24 protein-coding genes are annotated in these 23,789 nt (G+C 42.4%); 20 read left to right on the forward strand and 4 right to left on the reverse strand.

Features of this window, described 5'->3' with window-relative positions:
* The 6 genes from feoB to WMO25_RS03385 all read left to right on the forward strand — a co-directional run.
* A partial coding sequence (feoB, locus tag WMO25_RS03360; RefSeq protein WP_349084055.1) for a ferrous iron transport protein B occupies nucleotides 1-2,460 on the forward strand: 2,460 nt, incomplete at its 5' end.
* A 29-nt stretch (nucleotides 2,461-2,489) separates the two neighbouring features.
* Nucleotides 2,490-2,639 carry a FeoB-associated Cys-rich membrane protein gene (locus WMO25_RS03365; protein WP_117526484.1) on the forward strand — a complete coding sequence of 50 codons (150 nt, stop codon included), beginning with the start codon at nucleotides 2,490-2,492 and terminating at the stop codon, nucleotides 2,637-2,639.
* Entirely contained in the window at nucleotides 2,569-3,057 is a 489-nt protein-coding gene (locus tag WMO25_RS03370) for a Fur family transcriptional regulator (protein WP_349084057.1), read from the forward strand. The genes WMO25_RS03365 and WMO25_RS03370 overlap by 71 nt, the downstream gene beginning before the upstream one ends.
* Before the next feature lie 299 nt (nucleotides 3,058-3,356).
* Entirely contained in the window at nucleotides 3,357-3,944 is a 588-nt protein-coding gene (locus tag WMO25_RS03375) for a DUF3793 family protein (RefSeq protein WP_349084059.1), read from the forward strand.
* A gap of 77 nt (nucleotides 3,945-4,021) precedes the next feature.
* Nucleotides 4,022-4,453, forward strand: a complete 432-nt coding sequence (locus tag WMO25_RS03380) for a flavodoxin (RefSeq protein ID WP_349084060.1) — start codon at nucleotides 4,022-4,024, stop codon at nucleotides 4,451-4,453.
* Between the two features lie 105 nt (nucleotides 4,454-4,558).
* Nucleotides 4,559-4,840 carry a DUF2325 domain-containing protein gene (locus WMO25_RS03385; protein ID WP_015514886.1) on the forward strand — a complete coding sequence of 94 codons (282 nt, stop codon included), beginning with the start codon at nucleotides 4,559-4,561 and terminating at the stop codon, nucleotides 4,838-4,840.
* A gap of 232 nt (nucleotides 4,841-5,072) precedes the next feature.
* On the opposite strand, the gene WMO25_RS03390 is transcribed toward WMO25_RS03385, so the two are convergent.
* Nucleotides 5,073-5,444, reverse strand: a complete 372-nt coding sequence (locus tag WMO25_RS03390) for a metal-dependent transcriptional regulator (protein WP_117526591.1) — start codon at nucleotides 5,442-5,444, stop codon at nucleotides 5,073-5,075.
* Between the two features lie 267 nt (nucleotides 5,445-5,711).
* Between WMO25_RS03390 and WMO25_RS03395 the strand changes: the two genes are divergently transcribed.
* The 4 genes from WMO25_RS03395 to WMO25_RS03410 all read left to right on the forward strand — a co-directional run bounded on the left by WMO25_RS03395 (nucleotide 5,712) and on the right by WMO25_RS03410 (nucleotide 8,819).
* Complete coding sequence (locus WMO25_RS03395) at nucleotides 5,712-6,185, forward strand: RNA polymerase sigma factor (protein WP_349084061.1); 474 nt, start codon at nucleotides 5,712-5,714, stop codon at nucleotides 6,183-6,185.
* A complete protein-coding gene (locus tag WMO25_RS03400; protein WP_349084062.1) occupies nucleotides 6,182-7,432 on the forward strand; it encodes a hypothetical protein in 1,251 nt (416 codons plus the stop codon). Before WMO25_RS03395 ends, WMO25_RS03400 begins: the two co-directional genes overlap by 4 nt.
* Nucleotides 7,433-7,800: 368 nt before the next feature.
* Nucleotides 7,801-8,139: a hypothetical protein gene (locus tag WMO25_RS03405; RefSeq protein WP_349084063.1), complete on the forward strand. Its 339-nt coding sequence runs from the start codon at nucleotides 7,801-7,803 to the stop codon at nucleotides 8,137-8,139.
* Nucleotides 8,140-8,156: 17 nt separating this feature from the next.
* Nucleotides 8,157-8,819, forward strand: a complete 663-nt coding sequence (locus WMO25_RS03410; RefSeq protein WP_349084064.1) for a PD-(D/E)XK nuclease family transposase — start codon at nucleotides 8,157-8,159, stop codon at nucleotides 8,817-8,819.
* 132 nt (nucleotides 8,820-8,951) lie between these two features.
* On the opposite strand, the gene WMO25_RS03415 is transcribed toward WMO25_RS03410, so the two are convergent.
* Together WMO25_RS03415 and WMO25_RS03420 are read right to left on the reverse strand one after the other, a co-directional pair.
* Nucleotides 8,952-10,154, reverse strand: coding sequence for a hypothetical protein (locus WMO25_RS03415; protein ID WP_227081346.1), 1,203 nt, complete (start codon nucleotides 10,152-10,154; stop codon nucleotides 8,952-8,954).
* Nucleotides 10,151-10,624, reverse strand: coding sequence for a sigma-70 family RNA polymerase sigma factor (locus WMO25_RS03420; protein ID WP_215690397.1), 474 nt, complete (start codon nucleotides 10,622-10,624; stop codon nucleotides 10,151-10,153). The genes WMO25_RS03415 and WMO25_RS03420 overlap by 4 nt, the downstream gene beginning before the upstream one ends.
* 257 nt (nucleotides 10,625-10,881) lie before the next feature.
* On the opposite strand from WMO25_RS03420, the gene WMO25_RS03425 reads away from it, so the two are divergent.
* The 9 genes from WMO25_RS03425 to WMO25_RS03465 all read left to right on the forward strand — a co-directional run bounded on the left by WMO25_RS03425 (nucleotide 10,882) and on the right by WMO25_RS03465 (nucleotide 22,722).
* Nucleotides 10,882-14,403, forward strand: a complete 3,522-nt coding sequence (locus tag WMO25_RS03425; RefSeq protein ID WP_349084066.1) for an ABC transporter ATP-binding protein/permease — start codon at nucleotides 10,882-10,884, stop codon at nucleotides 14,401-14,403.
* Nucleotides 14,404-14,572: 169 nt separating this feature from the next.
* A complete protein-coding gene (locus tag WMO25_RS03430) occupies nucleotides 14,573-15,352 on the forward strand; it encodes an MBL fold metallo-hydrolase (RefSeq protein ID WP_117526452.1) in 780 nt (259 codons plus the stop codon).
* Between the two features lie 251 nt (nucleotides 15,353-15,603).
* The gene (locus WMO25_RS03435; protein ID WP_349084068.1) at nucleotides 15,604-16,353 is read left to right on the forward strand and encodes a YoaK family protein; all 750 of its coding nucleotides are present in this window, start codon (nucleotides 15,604-15,606) and stop codon (nucleotides 16,351-16,353) included.
* 88 nt (nucleotides 16,354-16,441) lie between these two features.
* Nucleotides 16,442-16,885, forward strand: a complete 444-nt coding sequence (locus tag WMO25_RS03440) for a hypothetical protein (protein WP_117526448.1) — start codon at nucleotides 16,442-16,444, stop codon at nucleotides 16,883-16,885.
* A 179-nt stretch (nucleotides 16,886-17,064) separates the two neighbouring features.
* Nucleotides 17,065-18,345: an L-cysteine desulfidase family protein gene (locus WMO25_RS03445; protein WP_349084069.1), complete on the forward strand. Its 1,281-nt coding sequence runs from the start codon at nucleotides 17,065-17,067 to the stop codon at nucleotides 18,343-18,345.
* 166 nt (nucleotides 18,346-18,511) lie between these two features.
* Nucleotides 18,512-20,131 carry an ABC transporter substrate-binding protein gene (locus WMO25_RS03450; RefSeq protein ID WP_349084071.1) on the forward strand — a complete coding sequence of 540 codons (1,620 nt, stop codon included), beginning with the start codon at nucleotides 18,512-18,514 and terminating at the stop codon, nucleotides 20,129-20,131.
* Between the two features lie 151 nt (nucleotides 20,132-20,282).
* Entirely contained in the window at nucleotides 20,283-21,236 is a 954-nt protein-coding gene (locus WMO25_RS03455) for an ABC transporter permease (protein ID WP_349084072.1), read from the forward strand.
* A 5-nt stretch (nucleotides 21,237-21,241) separates the two neighbouring features.
* Nucleotides 21,242-22,114: an ABC transporter permease gene (locus WMO25_RS03460; RefSeq protein ID WP_349084073.1), complete on the forward strand. Its 873-nt coding sequence runs from the start codon at nucleotides 21,242-21,244 to the stop codon at nucleotides 22,112-22,114.
* 11 nt (nucleotides 22,115-22,125) lie between these two features.
* Nucleotides 22,126-22,722: an ABC transporter ATP-binding protein gene (locus WMO25_RS03465; RefSeq protein WP_349084074.1), complete on the forward strand. Its 597-nt coding sequence runs from the start codon at nucleotides 22,126-22,128 to the stop codon at nucleotides 22,720-22,722.
* Nucleotides 22,723-22,937: 215 nt separating this feature from the next.
* Here WMO25_RS03465 and WMO25_RS03470 read toward each other — a convergent pair whose 3' ends face one another.
* A complete protein-coding gene (locus tag WMO25_RS03470) occupies nucleotides 22,938-23,174 on the reverse strand; it encodes a helix-turn-helix domain-containing protein (RefSeq protein ID WP_004614531.1) in 237 nt (78 codons plus the stop codon).
* 119 nt (nucleotides 23,175-23,293) lie between these two features.
* On the opposite strand from WMO25_RS03470, the gene WMO25_RS03475 reads away from it, so the two are divergent.
* Nucleotides 23,294-23,689, forward strand: coding sequence for a hypothetical protein (locus WMO25_RS03475; RefSeq protein WP_349084075.1), 396 nt, complete (start codon nucleotides 23,294-23,296; stop codon nucleotides 23,687-23,689).
* Nucleotides 23,690-23,789 lie beyond the last annotated feature (100 nt).

The following is a 23,789-nucleotide window of genomic DNA, read 5'->3' on the forward strand; positions in this document are numbered from 1 at the left end:
AACTGCGGTAAAACAACATTGTTCAACGCATTAACGGGTTCTAACCAGTTTGTAGGTAACTGGCCTGGCGTAACAGTTGAGAAAAAGGAAGGTAAATTAAAAGGTCATAAAGACGTTGTTATCACTGACCTTCCGGGTATTTATTCACTTTCTCCATATACACTTGAGGAAGTTGTAGCAAGAAATTATATTTTGAACGAGAAACCTGATGCGATCCTCAACATCGTTGATGGTACGAACCTTGAGCGTAATCTTTATCTGACAACACAGCTTATGGAACTTGGTATTCCGGTTATTATGGCCATCAACATGATGGACCTTGTCCAGAAGAATGGTGATAACATCAACATTCAGAAACTGAGTGAAGTATGCGGCTGTCCTGTATATGAGATTTCTGCTCTGAAGAATACAGGTATCAAGGAAGCATCCGATGCAGTTGTTAAGGCTGCTCAGTCCAAAGCTGTTCAGGGCACTGTACATAAGTTTAACAATAAAGTCGAAGGATATCTGAATGATATTGAAACACTTCTTGGTTCTGATGTTGCGGATGCTCAGAAGAGATTCTATGCAATTAAATTGTTTGAACGTGATGACAAGATTGCAGCTCAGATGAAGAGCGCACCAAATGTAGAAGCAATCATTTCCAAAGCAGAAAAGGAAATGGATGATGACTCCGAAAGTATCATCACAAATGAAAGATATGAATATATCGCAAGTATTATCGGCAGCTGCCTGAAGAAAAAACATGCGGGCGCAGATACAATTTCTGATAAGATTGACCGAATCGTTACAAACCGTATTCTGGCTCTGCCAATCTTCGCAGTGATCATGTTCCTTGTGTACTATATTTCCATGACAACAATCGGTGCTGCAGCAACAGGCTGGACAAATGATAATCTGTTCGGTGATGGCTTCTTTATCGGCAGCGATGGCGGTTATGGTGATGCTGATGAAGCTTATGCAGGTGCTCTGGAAGTTGTAAACGGATTCATCAGTTACGAAGCAGATCAGGGTATGGATACAAGCGCTGTTGAAGCAGCCATTGATTCTGAAGCAGATGATTATGATCCTGCGGCAGCTGCAGCAGCAGTGAATGCATTTGTTGCCCAGGTAGATCCATCTACAGAAGCAACATATCTTGTAGAAGATGAAGAAACACTTGCAACAGAAGAAACAACTGCTTCTTATGCAGATCTGACAGATGCTGTCGCCGCTTTATCAGAAGCTGGTTATGAAGCTCCGGATCCGGCAGCATATGGCACATTCATCAGCAGTATTCCTGATGCAGTCAGCGGCCTGCTTGAAAAGGCAAACTGTGCTGAATGGCTTCAGGGTCTGATCGTAGATGGTATTATCGCCGGTGTTGGTGCGGTTCTTGGTTTCGTACCTCAGATGCTTGTCCTGTTCTTCCTGCTGGCTATTCTTGAGTCCTGCGGTTACATGGCACGTATCGCCTTCATCATGGATAGAATTTTCCGTAAATTCGGTCTTTCAGGTAAATCCTTCATTCCTATTCTTGTTGGTACAGGTTGTGGTATCCCAGGTATCATGGCTTCCAGAACAATTGAGAATGAACGTGACCGTCGTATGACCATCATGACAACAACATTTATCCCTTGCGGTGCGAAGACACCTTTCATTGCGATGATCGCAGGTGCTGTATTCGGCGGTGCTGCATGGGTTGCAACAAGTGCATACTTCCTTGGTATGGCAGCAATTATCTGTTCAGGTATTATCCTGAAGAAGACAAAGATCTTCGCCGGAGATCCGGCTCCTTTCGTTATGGAGCTTCCGGCATACCATATTCCGACTCCGGGTGCTGTACTCAGAGCCACATGGGAACGTGGCTGGTCTTTCATTAAAAAAGCTGGTACAATTATTACATTATCAACAATCCTTGTTTGGTTCCTGTCCTATTTCGGTTGGGTAGACGGTGCATTTACAATGCTTGCGGAAGACCAGTTAGACAGCAGTATTCTTGCAAGAGTAGGACATGCAATTGCATGGATCTTTGTACCACTTGGATTTGGTAACTGGCAGGCAACTGTCGCATCTGTTACAGGTCTTGTAGCAAAGGAAAACATCGTTGGTACACTGGGTATCCTTTATGGTGGCGGCGATGGTACAGTATATCAGGCAATGGCAGCTTCCTTCACACTTGTTTCTGGTTATGCATTCATGGCATTCAACCTGCTGTGTGCACCATGCTTTGCAGCAATGGGTGCTATCAAGCGTGAGATGAACAATGCAAAATGGTTCTGGATTGCAGTTGGCTATCAGTGTGGTTTCGCTTATCTTGTAGCCCTCGTTATCAACCAGATTGGTAACCTTGTTGCAAATCACACATTTGGTATCTTCACAGTTGTCGCTATCCTGGTAATCATTGGATTCTTCTATCTGCTGTTCCGTCCATATAAGGAAAGCAACACATTAGAAGTAAAAGGCAAAGCAGTAGCTTAAATTGATTTGAAAGGTCGGGCGAGTGCTTAATGGGAACTCTTATAGTAGGCGTTATACTGATAGTCATTGTCGCAGCGATTGTTCGCTCGATGATTAAAGATAAGAAAAATGGCAAGGGCTGTGGTGATTGCAGTCATTGTGGAGGTGGATGCGGTGGCGGCAGCAGCTGTTGCAAATAGAGACACGGAACAATATCATCGTGTCAGCAGAGAGAAGGAAGAAATTCTCTATTTACTGAGAAAACGTGGTTTTCGCGTGACAAAGCAAAGAGAGCTGATACTGGATATCGTGTTCGAGCATGAATGTGCCAGCTGTAAAGAGATTTATTATCAAGCCATTCAGCGTGATTCGGGTATCGGTATGGCAACGGTATACCGTATGGTCAATACACTGACGGATATCGGGGTGTTAAAGGTGGCAACACTGAAACCCCAGACCGCTTTAGGTTCAGGAAGCGGATGCCAGATTCTCTTGAAAAATCAAAATAAAATCGTCCTTAATCAGACGGAATGGACAGAAGTACTTCAAAATGTACTGCGCCGTAAAGGTTATAATTACAATGCGGCTGATGAAATTGTTGAAGTGACTATACAGTAGTCCTGATAAAAATAAATATTAATTCGTACACAAAAAGGAACTTCCGGTTCAGTATTATGCTGGGCCGGTTGTTCTTTTTGTTTTTTAATTTTTTTGTGCTTATTGTGCATGAAAATGCGCAAATCTTTATATAATCTCCTCAAAATTTGGTATTTCTAATGATTAATGAGATAAAATATCAGTAACAATGGTGATGAGATTCATTCTCAATAAAAAGTATTGCGCTTTTCCTACGAAGCTGATATGATAATGATACCAGATAGTTAGGTGTATCTAACCAAGTAAAGGAGAGAAGTAAGATGGTTGCATACAGGCAGACGTATGAAATAATAAGAGGAATACAAGAAAAGGCTGCAGAGCAGTGTGCACCGGTTATTTTCGGCATCAAGCCTTCTAATTTGCTGATTATCGATCAGTGTTATGCGAAGGCATTGAAATCTCTGGTAGAAACAACAGGTCTGAAAGTTCGCTGCTTTGAACATCGGGCAGAGAAACAGGTCTGGTTCATGTTTCGGGAGGAACCCCTTTACAGACAACTGGCGGATCCCGACAACATGTCTTTTATGAAACAATTTGGGTATACTGAAAATATGACAATGGATGAAATACTGGCATATGCAGCAAAGCGCTTCAGAGAATATAAGCGCGGTGAAGCGGGATTCCCACACGAGATGGGAATTTTGCTGGGATATCCTCTCGGTGATGTTAAAGGATTTATTGAACATCATGGCCGTGATTGTTTGTGCAGTGGATATTGGAAAGTATATGAGAACGAAGAAAAGGCCCAGGAAACATTTCGTTTATATGCCAGGATGAAACAGATTGCCATGGATATGGTGAAACAGGGAATGGGATTCGGAATGGCGGAACAGTATCAATTTGTTTAATCAGAACGGTCATTCACCGTTTTTGACTTAATAAAAATCTATCCAAAGAGATGACATTAACAGGAGGAGTTTTAGCAATGAAAGAAATTATGGTCGCATACTGGAGCGGTACAGGCAACACAGCAGCAATGGCAACAATCTTAGGCAAAGGTATTCAGGATGGCGGAGCAGCAGCAAAGGTTGTTTCTGTTGAAGATATCAAAGCAGATGACTTAAAGGATTATCCTGTATTTGCTCTTGGCTGCCCATCTATGGGTAATGAAACTCTTGAAGAAACAGTGATGGAAGACTTTGTAACAGAAGTTGAGAGTTTCGCATCAGGTAAGAAGATTGGTTTATTTGGTTCTTACGGATGGGGCGACGGCGAATGGATGCGCAACTGGGTCTCTCGTATGGAAGATGCAGGCGCTCAGGTATTCGGCGGTGAAGATGCAATCTGCATGAATGAGCCGGATGCAGAAGCTGAAGAAAAACTTGAAGCTCTTGGCAAAGAATTAGCAGCTTTATAAAAAACAAACACTTACTTTTACCTACTTGAAGTGATAAATATGTAGAAACAGCCTGCCGGAATGATTCGGAGAGTCCGGCAGATGTTTCTAAGAAGGAGGAGAGCCATGAGCGTTGTCATCATCGGTGGTCATGACAGAATGGTCTGTCAGTATAAGAAAATTTGTAAATCTCATAAGTGTAAAGCAAAGGTATTCACGCAGATGTCTGCCGATCTGGACAAGCAGATTGGTGATCCGGACTTGTGTATTTTGTTTACCAATACAGTTTCTCACAAAATGGTACGATGTGCCGTGGATGAAGCTGAGAAAAAGAAATTTAAAATTGTTCGTTGCCATACAAGCAGCGGATCGGCACTGGAAGGTATTCTTCTTGAACATGCCGTATAATACGAATGGAAGATGAGTTCCGTGTTCAACATTTTAATGGTTTAGCATGGAACTTTTTTCTTACCCTAAATTAAAATAGATGGAATGAAGGCAGAAAACAAAAGAATGGACGCCCGAATAAATCTGTTCAAATACAAATGCTTCAGCGTTATGTTGAACTATTTATTCAGGCGTCCATTTCTATTGCCTGTGGCATGCAGTCCGTTTATTAATTAGCAGTACAATGCTTTTATTACTTGCGTGACTGATAGAATATTTCCTTTATCTTATGGAATGTTTCTTCGCTAAGAACATGCTCAATACGGCAGGCGTCTTTCAACGCAGTTTCCTCGCTGACTCCAATGGACATCAGATAACCGGAGATAACCTGGTGACGCTCGTAAATGCTTCGGGCGATGGCCAGACCGGATTCTGTCAACGTGAGAAGATTGTTGTCGTCCATATTGACGTATCCGTTTTCGCGGAGTCGCTTCATGGCAACACTGACGCTTGGCTTGGAGTAACCAAGATGTCTGGCTACATCGATGGAACGCACTTCTGAGCTGTGAAGTGAGAGCATATAAATGGTTTCCAGATAATCTTCTGGAGATTCCTGCATCTTCAATGGACACACCGTCCTTTCTTCTAAAAATTGTTCATTTATTATATCATATTTTGGTTAAAATATCAAAGAAATATTGCTGAAATCCAAGGCGTTACCAAGGGGAATGGATGCTTTGTTATTTTTTTCGAAAAATAGCAGTAAAATGATAAAATATGAGAAAAAGTTGTGACGAGGGTCAGTATTTTTGCATCTAATAGATATAACAGATAGTTGTATGCGAGCTCGAATAAATAAATGGTGTATACATCAAAGGAGGAAGTGAAGAGGATGAACAAGAAAGAGTTAGGGGCGTTGATTATCGACGGCACGGATGATTTTTATCGTGTGGCAAAGTCGATTCTCAAAGAAGATGCGGATTGCCAGGATGCAGTGCAGGAAGCTGTGAGTAAGGCTTTCGCAAAGATTGATACGTTGCGTGAGAAGAAATATGCCAAAACCTGGTTTATACGAATTTTGCTGAATGAATGTTATCGTATGCTGCGGCAAAGGAAACGTGAGGCAGCTTATCATGAACAGATTTCCGGAGAAGAGATTAGGCAGCATCAATATTCAGATTTGTATCAGAAAATCATGTCACTGGAAGTCGAATATAGGGTGCCGCTGGTATTGTATTATCTGAATCAATATACAATCAAGGAAATCGGTCAGATGCTGGACTTGGGGGACAGTGCAATAAAAATGCGCCTGAGCCGGGCCAGGAAAATGATGCGGCGTATGTATGAACAGGAGGATGCGGTATGAGCGAGAAAAATAGTTGGGAGAAGGATTTCCCGGAAACACCGGAAAGTTTTAGAATAGCTTTAAAAGAGATGGTGGAAAAAGAAATAGCGGATGATGAAATTGAGGTAAAAGTGAATGACGGAACAAACCATGTAAAAGGAAAAATTAATAAACGAAATACGAAGTATATGCAAGATAGACGAAGCAGTGCAAATGTTTCAAATCGAAGGTGGAGAGTGGTTAAAATAGCTGTTGCTGCTTTGGTTCTGGCAGGAATTCTTGGCGGAGGAGTCTATGCTGTGACAAAATCCGGTGCATCATCACTGGTAGGTCGAGAAGTGGATGAGACAGGTGCGGAAGCTTATTTGACAACAGATGCCAGCGCTTTTAATCAGACCGTAACGCCGGGATGGCCGCAGATTATGGTGGATATCAGAGGTGAGGATAATGCTGCTGAAGTAAAAGGTGTCAGTGAGCCGCTGCTAGATATTACCCAGGTGTATTATGATGGTCTGAGTCTGGCATTTTATGCACGCCCGACAGGTAAAGGAAAAAGGCATCAGTTAAATTCAGACCGATTGGCTATCGGAGATGCGGTGTATATGATTCATTTTAACAAGCTTTCAGATGAGGAAGTTAAGGAGAATGAAGGCTCCGGTGTTAAAAAGGGTGATTATAAGGGCACCGTTCAGCTGGGAGGAAGGGATGTGCCGGATTCTTTTACAGCATCTTTGATAGTGGATGCCGGTTCTCTGGGGACTCAGACCATATCCTTTGATGCCAAATTGGATGAAAATGCCATCATTAAGCCGGCACAGACTGTGATAACAGAGGATGGTGTGGTAGCTACCGTGGATGTGTTAAAAATTGCAGAATCAGGTACGTATATCCATGTGACCTGGGAATTCGATGAAAGCCAGAAAGAGCTTTACGATAAGATGTCAAGCGAGGGCGGAGGTAACCAGGTGGTATTTATGGCACTGGATGACAACAACGGCAATCATTTTACAACAGAAGACAATATGGATACGAGACAGACAATTGTGTTCACTGTAGATGGAGATGACTGGTCCGGTGCGGAACAGAGAAAATCCTATGAAGCCGACGGCAAATATTATCGGGAAATGTTTGGAATTATCGAAGGCATGAATCAGGATGTCACATCTCTGACAGTAACACCTTATGTGAGAACAGGCGTAGAAGACGGAGAAGAGCATACGTATACAAACCTTGATTTTACGGCGTTTACTGTCGAATATGACGAATAAAGAATAACGGAATATTAACGGATATTGCATTGCATGCGGTGGATATGTATGATATAATAAAAACATACGTTCTGCCTAATGCTTACGAAAGAGAAACCTATAGAATATACAGAAGCAGCATACTGCGCATATTGCGCAGATGCTGTGTTTTACGCGGATAACGAGTCAAAGCCCAGGCTTGCATGTGGCCTTGACGAGTATCGCGATAACGAATGAAACTCGCAAAGTGTGTTTCATCTCGTTTAAGTTGATTCCAGAGTTTCTCTTCGTTATAATGAGGGTAAGCGGAGTGCTTCTTGTGGAATCATTGAGTGTTTAGATGTAACTTATAACCGAAATGAAGAACACAGGGAGAGGGATGCTGAACTATGAACACTGAGCTGATGAACACTATTGCAGCTGCAAATGATAAGGCACAGTATGATGCTTGTGCGAAGCGGTTGATTGGACAGAAGATGATACTGGCTCACATACTTGTAAGAACTGTTGATGAATTCAAGGGGATGCAGCCGGAAGAGGCAGTTGCATATATTGAAGGAGAGCCGTTGATTGGGATTGTACCAGTTAATCCAGGAATGACCAATACTGGTAGGATAAAGGAAAGAACTATATTAACTGAGTCAATTAAAGGGCTGAATACAGAAGACAGTGAGATTAACGAAGGAACGATACGATTTGATTTGATATCATTTTTTATGTACGGATGAAAGATGGTCTGGCGCAGATGATTATTAACATTGAGATACAGAAAGACCAGCCAGCAGACTATCATCTTTTGAACAGAAGTATTTATTATGTAAGCCGGATGATTTCTTCACAAAAAGGCAGAGATTTCGTGAAGTCAAAGTATAATGATTTAAAGAGGGTTTTCAACATCTGGATTTGTCTGGATATGAATGAAAACAGTTTATCCAGATATTATCTTGCTAATGAGAATATTTTAGGTGAGTGCCACTGGAAAGGCAAGCAGGATTTGATAAATATTATATTCATTGGATTGACAAAAGATTTACCTGAACGTGATAAGAAATATGAACTGCATCGATTACTTAACGCATTGTTATCAGATAAAATAAAAGTACAGGAGAAAATAGAGGTTATAGAAAATGAATATCATATTCTGATGAATGATGATTTAAGAAGGGACGTGAATATTATGTGTAATTTGGGTGAAGGAATTGAAGAAAGAGCCATAAAAGAAACCACTGAACGTGTAACAAAGAAAGTAACAGAAGAAGTAACAAGAGAAGTAACGGAAGAAATGACAGAGCAGTTTATTCGGAGTATGTATGATAAAGGCTGTTCAATTGAATTGATTGCAGATGTAGCCAGGAAAAGTATTGCGGAGGTAAAAGCAATCCTTGATAAAGCCATACTTTCTGTATAGGCATCTTATTTTCTGTTTTATTAAAAGATAAAGGGGCTGTCCATTTCCCGACAGCCCAAAAAGCAAGGAGAATGCAATTTAAAGTGAGCTGCATTCTCCTTGAAAATTATCTGCTTAAATATTATGAAGGAGCTATTTCAGCGAAATTTCAACCGTCATTTCATCAATGGTCTGCCCGTTGTGTTTTAACTGAAGAGTTAGTTGTTTTGCGTCTTCTGGCACATCCGAGATAAAGATTTTGCTGATGCAGTCTGCGCTGCCGTCTTCGTTTCTAATGACTAATACAGGGTTGACATCTTCCGAGGTGGCTTGAACTTGATTAATGTGTATCTGGTCATTACCGTAATTTGTTCCTTTATCGTCTGTGACCTGATAATCCGGTTTGGCATAGCCGCTTAGATTATCGTTTTCTTCATCTGTATATTCAAAATCATACAGATATCTTTCGGCCGCGGATGCATCCAGACGCCAGGTCAAATTCAGACGAATGCCTAACTCAGTGCGTTTTAAATCGGATATGTCCGCTGTGACATCTGAATTGACTGTAACCTGCTGATCAGTATAGCCGAGTACTCTGTCTGCGGCGGTCACCTTGAATGATACAGTTTGCTGTCCTTGGCGGATGAGTGCGGGCGTTACAGTGTTGTCTGCAGAATCGTTTTCGACCACAGCAGAGGTTTCTGTGACAGAAGTTTCTTCTGATGCCAGATAAATGCTTAATGGCATTTCTACAGTAAAATTATCTGATTCTAATCCATCAAGTGCAAATGTTCCGACATACTCATCCTGATTGAAACCGTTCGTTTCGGTTTGACCGAGAAGCCGCCCGAAATCACCGATATATTGAGTGCCATTAATGAATATTCGACTGGTAATAGCATCATATTCCTGTCCGGCATCCGTTGCTTTGGCATAAATATAGAGGTAGTTGCCGTCATAATAGGTTTCCGTTAATGTAAAAAGTGGTTCGTCAAAAACTTTATTTGTATTTTGCTCAAATTGCTTCATTTGTTCAGGAAAACCGTTTTTGACAGATATGTCGCGGTTATCAATGTTTTCCATATAGCTTTCGTTGTATGTTTCTGTGCTGCTTTCAAAATAGTCGCTAAGTCGGAAATGTTTAGCTGCAAAAACCGAAGTCGTGGTAATAATGGCGATGACAGCAGCCGCAGCTGCGATTTTTTTAAAATGGTATCCGGATTTTTCTTTTTTCGCCTGTATGGATGTTGTCGGTTTTTTCTTATCTGATATTGGAGTATTTAATTGTTCATTGACTTTTGATTCTACTAACATCTTAAAATGTTCAGGTGTTTTTAAATAATCATTGTTATTCATTGTGCTGCCTCCGATTCAAGATATTTTCTTAATTGCTGTCTGCCGCGGGCCAATTGGCTTTTGATGGTGCCTTCGCTGCGGTTGAGAATATCTGTAATTTCATGGATCTTGTAGCCCTCAATATAATATAATTCGACAGGGATTCTATACTTATCGTCCAACTGCATCATTGCATGATATAATTCAGAATAATCCGCTTCATCGGATAGGTTTTCTTTGAATGTAAAATCATTTGACGGCGCAAATTGCTTTTGGCGGTAAATGCGGTAACATTCATTGATTAAAATACGAACCAGCCATGTTTTGGCATAGGATGCATGTTGTAAAGTGTTTATTTTGTCGAAACTCTTTACAATGGCCTCCGAAACGGCATCTTCACAGTCTGTTTCATTTCTTAGAATTGACTTTGAAATTCTGTAAAGACTATCAGTTGAGGCAATAATTAAGTGTCCTAAATCTTCTTTTGTCAATGGTTCATCACTTCCTTATCATGGATTTTATCATTATTTCTGTAACTGTTCAAAGCCGGCTTTAAGTTATTACATCTATTAGATAAAAAATCCAGGCAAAAGGTTGCACAATAGGTGGAATAAAATATTTTTTAAAGATAGTTTCTTTTTAAACAGTTTTCAACTTGCCTATAGGGATAATTATGGAGTATAATGTGGCATAAAGAAAGACACTATTTTATGTAACCTTCAGTTTATGCTTTGTTTAAGGAGAGACTATGCTGCAAATTAAAAATATAAGCAAGACATACAAGACAGGGAATCTTGTTCAGCGGGCGCTGGATGATGTGAGTCTGAATCTCAGAGACAATGAGTTTGTGGCCATTCTGGGACCAAGTGGTTCAGGCAAAACGACGTTGCTGAATATTATCGGTGGTCTGGACCGGTATGACAGCGGTGATTTGATCATTAACGGTATTTCTACGAAGAAATATAAGGACAGAGACTGGGATTCTTATCGAAACCATACCGTTGGTTTTGTGTTTCAGAGTTATAATCTGATCCCACATCAGACAGTATTGGCGAATGTGGAGCTGGCCCTGACGATTTCCGGTATTTCAGGAAAGGAACGTCGGGAGCGTGCCATTAAGGCGCTGGAAGAAGTAGGTTTGGGAGATCAGCTCCATAAGAAGCCGAATCAGATGTCCGGCGGTCAGATGCAGCGTGTATCTCTGGCCCGTGCCCTGGTGAATAACCCGGATATCCTTCTGGCGGATGAACCGACAGGTGCCCTGGATAGTGAGACAAGTATTCAGGTAATGGATCTGCTGAAAGAAGTGGCCAAGGACCGACTGGTTGTCATGGTTACCCATAACCCGGAACTGGCTTATCAGTATGCGACACGAATTGTCAAGGTGAAGGACGGAAAGCTTCTGGAGGATTCGGATCCATATGAGATTCCAGAGGATGAGGTACCGGTGCCGGTGCATAAGAATATGGGTAAGTCATCGATGTCTTTCCTGACGGCATTGTCACTGAGTTTTAATAACCTGAAGACCAAGAAGGCCAGGACGATCCTGGTATCTTTTGCCGGATCTATCGGTATTATCGGTATTGCCATGATTTTGTCCCTGTCCCATGGAGTGAACAAATACATTGAGGACATGGAGGAAAAGACCATGTCGGAATACCCATTGCAGATTACAAAGACCACAACGAACATGATGTCTTTGAGTGCGGATATGATGACGCCGTCCAAGAAACCGACCAGCACAGATAACAAAGTTAAGGAAATGCAGATTCTGACACAGCTTGTATCCGGAACAGAGTATAATGATCTGAAGTCTCTGACAACCTATTTTGAAAGCGGAAAGTCCGATATTAAGAATCAGACAAAGGCGATTGAGTATGATTTTGGCATCATGCCGCAGATTTATCTGCAGGAAGATAACGGCAAAGTGCGTCAGGTTTGCCCGGATCAGACGCTGACTTCTCTGTCCGGTTCATCATCCATGATGCTGGCCATGATGGGCAGCAGCGGCTTTGAACAGTTTCATGCACTGCCGATCAATGATGCCCTTTACAAGGATCAGTATGATGTGAAGGCCGGTCATTGGCCGGAAAATGACCATGAATGTGTGGTTATTTTGACCCAGGATGGACAGATTTATGATATGACACTGTATTCTCTGGGAATGAAGTCAGGTGAGGAATTAGACAGGATTCTCGACGCAGTTGCTGAGGATAAAGCAGTGGAAGTCAATGATAATCTGGAAACCTATGATTATGAGGATTTTCTTGGGACGACCCTGAAACTGGTCAATGCCAGTGATTATTATGTGTATGATGATGAGTTTTCCGTGTGGAAAGATAAGTCGGATAATGATAAATATGTCAAAGATTTGGTGAAAAACGGTGAAGAACTGAAGGTTGTCGGCGTTGTTCAGCCAAAGGAAGGACAGGATATTACCACATTGACAGCAGGTGTCGGCTATCCGGCGTCTCTTTTGAATCATGTGATTCAGGAAGCAGCCCAGAGTGATATTGTGAAGGATCAGCTGAAAGACAAGAAGACCAATGTCTTTAACGGTAAATCTTTTGATGACCCGGATGACGAAGATGGATTGAATATGGAAGACCTGTTCAAAATCAATGAGGAAGCCTTCAAAGATGCTTTTAAGGTGGATACCTCCAGAATGAATATGGATGCTTCGGCATTTTCGGATATGGACTTCAGTGATGTGGATATGAGTGATCTGATTGATGCTAATGCGTTATCCGCTGCAATGCCGTCTTTCTCGACTAATGATATTCAGGATATTATGAATGGTGTATCCGTGAATCTGACGCAGGATACCCTGACTGAGCTTTTCAATGCATTATTGAAGGGTTATCAGGATTCTGTGGGGGATGATCCGGCAACAGATATTACCGGATTGACAGCTGGCCTGAAACAGTATCTGACCTCGGATGAAGCTGTTCAGTATTTATCGCAGAAATTGAAGGATATTTTGCAGCCGCAGCTGGAAAGCGTGATCACAGAAGATATGCTGAAGGATTTTGTTGGCCGTGTGATGGAAGATTATCAGGAATTTGCCTTAAAACAGGAGAATCCGGATGATTTTAACACGAATTTCAGAGCTTATCTGGAAACAGACGCTGTGAGCCGTATTCTGTCGGAGGAACTTGCGGGAATCAAGGATAAATTGTCCGGAGTCACAATTACGGATGATCAGATAAAAGAAATTCTTACTGATCTGGCCAATGGATACGGTGAGTATGCAAAAGCCAATAATCTGGCACAGCCTGATAAGATTCAGGCAGCTTTTCTGAAGTATATTTCTTCCGATGCCGGACAGAAGCTGCTCTTACAGTATGCGGAAAAGATTGTGGATACAAAGACGCTGCAGACAAATCTCCAGAATAAGATGGCCAGTGTCATGGGTGGTTTTACCAATGAACTGACCAGTCAGATCAGCAGTGCTATGGGAAAAGTCATGGAGCAGGTTGGTACAAATCTTCAGAAATCCATGGGAAATGCCATGACATCCCTCATGGGTAATATGCAGGATATTTTTTCCATTGATCCGGATGCCTTTGCAAAGGCAATTCAGGTGAATATGTCGGAGGATGATCTACAGGAGTTGATGACATCCCTTATGACAACCGGCACGGTTTCTTATGAAAGTAATCTGAATAAAATGGGATATGCTGACGAGAATGACCCGCAGACGATTTCCATTTATCCGATTGATTTCGACAGTAAACAGGTGGTAGACCAGATTATTGAGGATTACAACGATGACATGAAGAACAGCGGTCAGGAGGACAAAGTGATTTCCTATACAGATATGGTAGGGATGATGATGTCTTCAGTCACATCCATTGTGAATATGATTTCCTATGTCCTGATTGCATTTGTGGCCATTTCGCTTGTTGTATCCTCCATCATGATTGGTGTTATTACCTATATCAGTGTACTGGAACGAAGGAAAGAGATTGGTATTCTTCGTGCCATTGGTGCCAGTAAAGGAAATGTGGGTGCTGTGTTTAATGCAGAGACCTTTATTATCGGCCTGTTGGCGGGCCTGATCGGTATCGGTCTGACGATTATTGCTATCTTCCCGATGAACTATATTATTCACACTGTATCCGGTAATACGGATGTGAATGCGGCACTTCCGATTGGCGCAGCCTTTATCTTAATTGCATTGAGCGTCGTGCTGACACTTTTGGGCGGCCTGATTCCTGCCAATAAAGCTTCAAAGAGCGACCCGGTAACAGCACTGCGAACAGAATAGGGCAGTTGGCAAAAGAAAAATATTTTGAAAAAATAAATGGCATATGACATTTTGAGCAAAATATGATAGAATATAAGTAAGCAATGAATGGCTTCCAATGCTGCAATGGCGGTGCGGGAGCCATTCTTATAAAGGCGGATCACAAAGATGATGGATGGGGGTATTGATCATGAAATTTGTTACATTGGTGGAGGATACGACAAAATGTGAGCTTGGGGCAGAGCATGGACTTAGTATTTATGCGGAAACAGAGAAGCACAAGCTGCTATTTGATGTGGGAACAACAGATTTATTTATTAAGAATGCCAAAGCATTGGGGATAGATTTATCTCAGGTGGATACGGTTGTTATTTCCCACGGGCACAATGACCATGGCGGCGGGCTGGATGCTTTTCTGGCGATTAATGACCATGCTGTGATTTATTTGCAGGAGAAGGCATTTAATGATCATTATACAGCTAAAAAGACCGGGCCGGAATATATCGGTCTGAATCAGGCATTGAAGACACACCCGCAGGTGAAACTGTTGGATGGCAGTTATGTGATTGATGATGAACTGCAGATTTACAGCCATGTGACAGGTGAAATCTATGAGACGAACAAAAATCTGCTGAAAGAAGATAAGACAAGAGATGACTTTGTGCATGAACAGCATCTGCTTATTCAGGGCAGGAAGAATGTGCTTCTTATGGGCTGCGGTCATAAAGGTGTGCTGAATATTATCAGACAATGTCCGGCAGCACCGGATATCGTGATTGGCGGTTTCCACCTCTACAGTCCTAGAACAGGCGAATGTCTGCCTGAACCGGTTATCATGGATTTGGCAGCGAATCTTCCGGATGCTGTTTATTATACCGGACATTGCACCGGCGATAAGGCGCTGGAAATCCTGACACGGGAATTGCGGGAAATTCATCCGCTGATGACGGGAACTGTGATAGAGGCATAAGAGACAGACGTTAAGAATTGAATGAACTGCTTCAAATTAAGTCAGGACAGGCTTAGTTTGAAGCAGTTTTTTTAATAAGAGCAAAAATAGTCATTCTTCCCCCTTGAAAAATGGATAGTGTTGTCTTAAAATAATTAGCGGTATTTTATTATTTTTAGTAATCAAAAGCATTCATTGTGAAATTTCAGAAGTTGTGATGTCCCGTACACAATAGAGTTTCGCTGCATGCAATAAGAAAGGCATTTCAATAAATGAGAAAATTAACAGACAATCAATGGGAAGTTTTGATGCACTGGCTGCTGACTTTGGTGGGCGGTTTCATGGGAACTTATGCAGTTCTGCTGCATGCCGGCAACTTCGGCTCGGCACAGACAGGCAACATTATGGAAATGGCGGCAGATCTGATTTCGATGGAATGGTCGAAGGTGCTGCTTCGATTGATTGCATTCATCATTTTCGGTTTCGGTGTGGTATCCGCTTATCTTTTGACTAATTATACGAAATTGAACATGCGAAAGCTGGCCTTGTGGGTAGATGTAGCAGGATTAACACTGGCGTCACTGATCCCGCTGGATCCGGTGTTGGTGGGCCTTTATCCAATTTTCTTCTGCGCTTCATTTCAGTGGGGTGCATACTCTGCGGCAGGTGGATTTAACAGCGCCTCTATTTTTACAACGAATAATTATAAGCAGGCGCTTCTCGGATGGACGCAGTACATACTGACAAAGGATAAGGAATTCTTGAGGAAGGGGATTATCTATTCAGTTACCGTAATGTCGTTTTTTGGTGGGGCATGTCTGGGTGCATGGTCCGTGTATATATTGAATGTGCGGGGCGCATATGTGGCATTTATTCCTCTTGTACTTGCGAGAATCCTGATTGCTGTCGGTGAAAGTCCTGTTGAGGATGAGACACCTGCAGAGTTGGCAGCAGAGGCAACGGAAGAAGCAGAAGAGGTCGTTCTTCTGGAAGAGGAATTACCGAAAGAACTGCCAAAGTAAAGTGTCAAAAAATGTCGTTATCCGTTGACGGTCTACTTATCAAACGATATAATACAGTTATGTCGATTTTTGGAAAGGGGAAGAGGAAATGTTTTCTATGATATTCAATACATCGAATTTTCTGCTTTTGATCATTGTCTGCGTAATTTGCTACACTTTTTGGGCACCTTACATTCGCGGCAAGAAGACAAAGGCAGTTGTAGATGGTTATGTTCATCCGAAGGAAGGCAAGAATTGTGATCTTGTCTGGTGTTATCGTCTGATGTATCGTGAACAGAAGGCCGGAAAGCGTCTGTATTGTTACACAAGAAAGACTTATGATACCCGTGAAGAGATGCGTGCGAAGTATCCGAAGGGCACAGAAGTGAATATTAAGCATTATGTGCAGGATAAGGACAGCGATGAGATGGGTATTATTCTGGATGATAATGATGACAGAAAGGTTCAGTGGATGTATACATTGACGGCTGTTCTTGGCTGTATCGGACTTGGTGTCGGTTACCAGCTGCTGTTGCTGCAGATGGGCAGATAGGGCCTTTATCAGACAAATGAAGAGACAAAAAGCTGTTTCCGGGGAGAGAACTCCTTGTGAGAAACGGCTTTTTTTGTGTCTGCCGGGATATTGTTGAGAAAGATATGATAGGACTATTGATTATTTAAAATAGTAATGTTATTATTAATAATATGAATGCAAATGGGGAGAAAATGATTTTGGATAAGAAATTATATGACAATTACGTGAAGATACTGGAGAATGAACTGGTGCCGGCATTGGGATGTACGGAACCCATTGCCATTGCCTATGCCGCAGCCAAGGCCAGAGAAATTCTGGGAGAATTTCCGGATCATGTGGAAATGCGATGCAGCGGCAATATTATCAAGAATGTCAAGGGTGTGACGGTACCGAATTCTGACGGGCAGAAAGGTATTGATGTGGCAGCGATTCTTGGTATCGTAGGCGGCGATGCATCCAGAGAGCTGGAAGTGCTGGAATCCGTGAAGCCTGAGGACGTGGAGCAGACAAGAGAACTGGCGGCGGCAGGATATTGTACATGCACACTGCAGGAGGATGTGGCGAATCTTTATATTGTGGCTAAAGTGTGTAAAGGCAGCCACTATGCGGAGGTAACCATTATTAACCGCCATACATATATTACGAAGATTGTAAAGGATGATGCGATTCTTTTTGAAGCGGCAGTCAGTGAAGAATCCAGCAATTATGTGGATAAGTCTTTATTAAATGTGAAAGATATTCTTGAGTTTGCCAATACAGTGGATATCGATGATGTCAGAGCCGTATTAAAGAGACAAATCGATATGAACTCGGCCATTGCGGATGAAGGGCTGATGCATCCTTACGGTGCACAGATCGGCCGTATACTTCTGCAGGTATATGGAGATGATGTGAAGATTCGTGCGAAGGCGAGAGCAGCAGCTGGTTCCGATGCACGAATGGGCGGCTGTTCCCTGCCTGTCGTTATTAATTCCGGCAGCGGCAATCAGGGAATGACGGTGTCTTTGCCGGTTATTGAATTTGCCAAGTCTTTATTCTGTACAGAAGAACAGCTGTATCGTGCGTTGGTTGTGAGCAATCTGGTGGCAATCCATCAGAAGAAGTATATCGGCAGCCTGTCCGCATACTGCGGCGCTGTCAGTGCAGCATGCGGAAGCGGTGCCGCCATCACTTATCTTTACGGCGGCAGTTATGAGGACATTTCCGCAACGATTGTGAATACGATTGGTAATGTCGGCGGTATTGTCTGTGATGGAGCGAAATCTTCCTGTGCGGCAAAGATCGCATCTGCGGTAGATGCGGCGATCCTGGGGCATTTTCTCGGAAGAAAGCATCATTGGTTCCAGCCTGGGGAAGGCATTGTTCAGAAGGATGTGGAAGGTACTATCAAGAGTATGGGCTATATTGGCCGTGTCGGTATGAAAGATACAGACAAGCAGATCCTGAACATTATGATCGATCAGGTTAAGGTTGATTAAAATAAAAGCTGATCGAAATAGTAGGAAATAGCTAAAATAGCGGATATACCCAAAATTTTGTTTACGGCAGAAAGGTTTTAAGGTATAATATTATTCAGCTGTTTGATCAAGTATTAAAACGGCGAATATAATTATAAGTTTTCTCAATGATAATGGAGGAGAGATTATGAAAGGAACATTTAAAAAGGTTTTGGCTATGGCATTGGCAATGACCATGGCAGCAGGCGTTCTGACAGGCTGCGGTGGCAAGGATCCTGTGGCAGATACATCTGCATCCGGTGAAACAGCAGCAGCCGGAAGTGAAGCAACAGGCACAACAGGTACTGCAGACACATTTACGTATGCCATCGGCGGTGATCCGGGTGCCAACGTGAATGTTATTACAACAAGTGACCGTTTTGGCCTGATGACGATCAAGATGATTTACTCACCACTCTGCATGTACAATGCAGACGGTATCAACTGGTTCCTGGCAACAAGTGTTGATACATCCGATGACAACACAGAGTATACATTCCATCTTCGTGATGATGTTAAGTGGTCTGATGGCGAGCCATTTACAGCAGATGACGTTGTCTTCACTTACGAAGCCATGGAGAATCCGGATAATGCAGGCTGGGCTTATTCACAGCTTGTTTATGATCAGGGCGCAACGAAGATCGAGAAGATTGATGATTACACAGTGAAGTTCACAATGCCTTTTGCAAGTGCAGCTTCTCTGGAAATGCTGTGCAACATCTTTATCATGCCTGAGCATATCTACAAAGATGTGACAGATTTCGAAAACAATGAATTCAATACAAAACCTGTCGGTACAGGCCCATATGTGATGTCTGAGTATTCTGCAGGTTCTTATGTGAAGTTCTCTGCCAATGACACATATTTCCTTGGCAAGCCAAGCATTGGTACAATCGTTTACAGAATTATCGAGAATTCCAACACAGCGATGATGGCTATTCAGAGCGGTGAAGTGGATGCGTGGGTGGCAACACCTTCAGAAATCGGTCAGATGAATCTCGAAGCGAACAACCTGACAACTTACGCTTACAGCGAAGGTCGTGTTGGTTACATGGCCATCAATGTGAAGCAGATTCCGGATCAGAAGGTACGTCAGGCCATCTTCTATGCATTGAATACAAAGGATATTGATGATGCTGTTTTCCTGAGCGATGAGTATTATGATATTCCGACAAGCTTTCTGCCACCTACAAGTGAATTCTATACAGACAATGTTGAGAAGTATGATCAGAATATTGAGAAAGCCAAAGCACTTCTGAAAGAAGCTGGCGCAGAAGGTCTGAAGGTTGAACTGACTTACAGTGGTTCTGATACTGCACAGGCAACACAGGCTGCCATGATTCAGGAACAATTGGCTGCAGTTGGTATTACATGTTCATTAAACGGTATGGACAGTACAGCCATGATCGATCAGCTTGCAAAGGAAGACACGACAATTCAGATGTACCTGAATGGTTATATTATGGGTATTGATCCGGATACATTCTATCCTCTGTTTGGTACAGATGGTGGTTATAACTATATGCACTATGATTTCACAGAAATCGATGATCTGTTCAAACAGGGTCGTGAAACATCCGATGAAGCAGAGCGTAAAGCCATCTATGAGAAACTTCAGCAGACACTTCAGGATGAAGCCTGCTTCTATCCATTAGTTTCCAACAAGCGTATCCTTGTTGTTAACAAACGTGTCGGCGGTGTTGAAGATGCCAAGCTTGTACCTGTTTATACATTTGAGGATACATCTAAACTGACACTCAGCGAATAAGCACCTTAGGCGGATGGAAAGGATTTTCTTTATGTCTGCTTTGGATTGATTGGTGTGAAGCGCATATTGGGCGGCTGCAGGACTGATTTTTGCAGCCGCTTATTATATAGCAAAGTAAATTTCGTATATTTACGACAAGGAGTAAAATGATATGGCAAAGTACATCATTAAAAGAATACTGGCAGCCATTCCTATGGTTCTGATCATTACGGTTATATGTTTTGCTTTGATGAATCTGGCACCTTATGATGCGATCGACGCAATGACGACGCCGAATATGTCACCGGAGACGGTCGCATTGATCAAGGCAAAATATGGATATGATCAGCCGGTATATATTCAGTATATCCGATGGCTCGATGGCCTGATCAACGGCAATTTCGGTTATTCCATCGTTACCCATCAGAGCATTTCAGCGGATCTCGCAATCCGTATTCCGAATACGATCAAATTGATCCTTCCGGCTTATCTGCTGGCCTATGCACTGGCAATTGTGATGGGGCTGATCGCCGGTTCCCATAAGAATAAATGGGTAGACAAACTTATTGACGGTATCTGCGCCATTGGTATCGCACTGCCTACTTTCTGGGTATCGATGCTTTTAATATATTTCCTGGGCTACAAGTTGAATGTGCTTCCTATCGTGGGTATGCATACCATTGGCCAGGAGAATTCCATGATTGATTATCTGAGACATTTTCTGATGCCGTTTATTGCGCTTTTCTTAAGCTTTCTGCCGGATGCGACACGTTATGTGCGTTCCTCAACGATTACGCAGTATTCTGAAGATTATGTCATGGTACAGCAGGCTTTCGGTGCGTCAAAGGCAGAGATTATGTTTAAGCATGTCTGCAAGAATGTTCTTCTGCCGATCATTACAAAACTCGGCATGGCATTGCCGATGCTTGTAACAGGTGCGATCATTACAGAGACAATTTTCGGATGGCCGGGTGTTGGTCCGTATTTCGTAAAAGCGATTCAGGGTATGGATTATCCGATCGTTATGGTAATTCTTGTGTTGTCTTCAACATTGGTTATCCTGGGCAACCTACTGTCAGATATCCTGTATTGTTTGACAGACCCGAGAATTAAGGATTTGGGGTGATAGTGATGGCGAAGAATAAAAGTGATCAGAAAAGAAGAATTGAAAATGTTTTAAGTGCATTAAAGCATGACAAGCTGGCAATTGCCTCCCTTGTATTCCTTGTGATTATTATCGCGCTGGCACTTCTGGCACCAATCCTGCCCCTGGACCCGAATACCACCGATGTGCGCAATATGTTTCAGCCGCCTTCACCGGAGCATTGGTTTGGTACCGATGATATCGGCCGTGACTATTTGTCACGAGTAATCTATGGCGGTCGTGTATCATTGTTAGTAGGTTTTCTTGCCATGATAACCTGTGTCTGTGTCGGCGTATTAGTGGGTACGGTTTCCGGTTATTGCGGCGGATGGATCGACAGTATCCTGATGCGTATCGTGGATATCATGTCATCCATTCCATGGATGGTACTTGTTACAGTTATTAGTCTTTTCATGAAGCGTGGTCTTAAATCCATTATCATTGTTATCGGTTTCTTTACGTGGATGGAAATTGCCCGCCTGGTGCGAGCGGAGACGCTGTCTCTGAAAGAACGTGAATATGTCATGTATGCCAAATTTGTCGGCATTCCGGGATATGTGATCATTTTGAAGCATATTATTCCTTCCGTGCTTCCGACAATCATTATTGCGGCATCCACAGGCATTGCCAATGCGATCATGACAGAGTCTTCCTTGAGTTTCCTGGGCCTTGGTATCCAGCAGCCGATGTCTTCATGGGGAAGTCTTCTTCAGAATGCCCAGAGCTATATGCAGAATGCGATTTATATGGCGATTCTTCCGGGTCTTCTGATTGTGCTGACAATTTTTGCATTTAATAAACTGGGCAATCTCCTCCGTATTTTTGTGGAACCGAGAGTAATGTCCGGTGAGAAAGATTAGGAGGTTTGAGGATGGACGAGAATAAGATGACACAGACAGGTGAGCGTCTTCTGACCGTGGATAATCTGAAGACCACCTTTATGATCCACAAGACAAAGGTTGAAGCTGTGCGCGGAGCCAGCATCCATGTGGATGACGGAGATATCCTTGCTGTGGTAGGTGAATCCGGAAGCGGCAAGAGTGTCCTGATGAAATCCATTATGGGACTGCTTCCGGAGAATGCTCAGACAACAGCAGACAGTCTGGTTTATATGGGACGCAATCTGCTGGAGTTTTCTGCAGACGAGCGAAGAAAAATGCGAGGCAAAGAATTTGCCATGATTTTCCAGGATCCGATGACAGCGCTTAACCCGCTGAAGAAGATCGGTGCTCATCTGACAGAAGTGCTGATGCGTTACCGCAAGCTAAACAAGAAACAGGCACGCGAGGAAGCTATTGAGGCCCTCCGCAAAGTCGGCATTCCTTCCCCTGAGAAGCGTCTGGATCAGTATCCCCATGAATTTTCAGGGGGCATGCGTCAGCGTGTACTGATTGCCATGGCATTGTGCTGCAAACCGAAGCTGCTCATTGCCGATGTAAACTGGTGTAACAAGATAGCCTGTATATAGAGTGTATACAGTTGATGTGGAATAGAATATAGGTACTGTATGCACAGATAATGAAAAAATATGTGTATGTAGTAGGGGAATATTGAATGGTTAATATAGATAATAAAAATAATATAGATGGAAAGAAAAAGAACTGGTTTATATCCGATAAGAATATAGACTAGTTCTTTTTTTAGAGATTATTATATACACACAGGGAGTAGGTGAATGTCGAATTACAGCAGCCCGTCAAAGAATGCATTGATATCGGTATGAAAGATCTTTGCCAGAGCGACTAACTCAGACACTTTGATGTTCATGCGGTTTGTTTCCAGTTTGGCATAAGTGCTTTTAGATATGACAATACCCATGAGATTCAATTTTGCAATGACCTGGTCTTGCGTTAGATTATTTTTGTATCTGAGAGATTGAATATTTTTACCGATATCCATATCTGGTCTGATTTTCTGCATAATACGTTCTCCTTAAAAAATGAAAGTTTCGTTATTTGGAAACATATATATTGATTCTAATGAGTTAAAATTTTATAATGTTTCGTAATAAAGAATTATTTTCTGAAAGGGGACAATCTATGAGAGAAAGTGAGAAAGAAAAAAAGATTTTCTTGAGTTACTGTGGCAGCAGGGATCAGGAATTATTGACGGGCAGAAAAAGGATGACATTGGGGGATATGGAGAGGTTTTCATTTCTAACAGAATTCTTTGGCTTGGAAAGTTATGGATTAAATTTATGGAAAGAGTTTGGCGATGATGTGGAAGAACCATTGGATGCACTGATCAAGTTATTAGATGAATGGGAACACGAAAACGATACGTGGATCGATGATGATGGAAGATTAGAAAGATGGCTGGTTGAATTTCAAAAGCATGCGCCAACGAAAGAGAAAAGAGAGAAGCTCCGAAAAATGATTGATTTAAAATATAAGAAGAGAGGATTACCATATCCAACAGAGGCAGACTTCGATTAAGGGGTCTGCTTTTCTTTCGCTATTTTTGAAGGAGGTGATGCAGGTGGAGGTAAGTATCCATGAACTTTTAGCGGCAGCAAGGGAGGCGGTGAAATCAGAT

The sequence above is a fragment of the Coprococcus intestinihominis genome (genome assembly GCF_040096555.1).
In the GTDB taxonomy this organism is placed as follows: Bacteria; Bacillota; Clostridia; order Lachnospirales; family Lachnospiraceae; genus Coprococcus_A; species Coprococcus_A intestinihominis.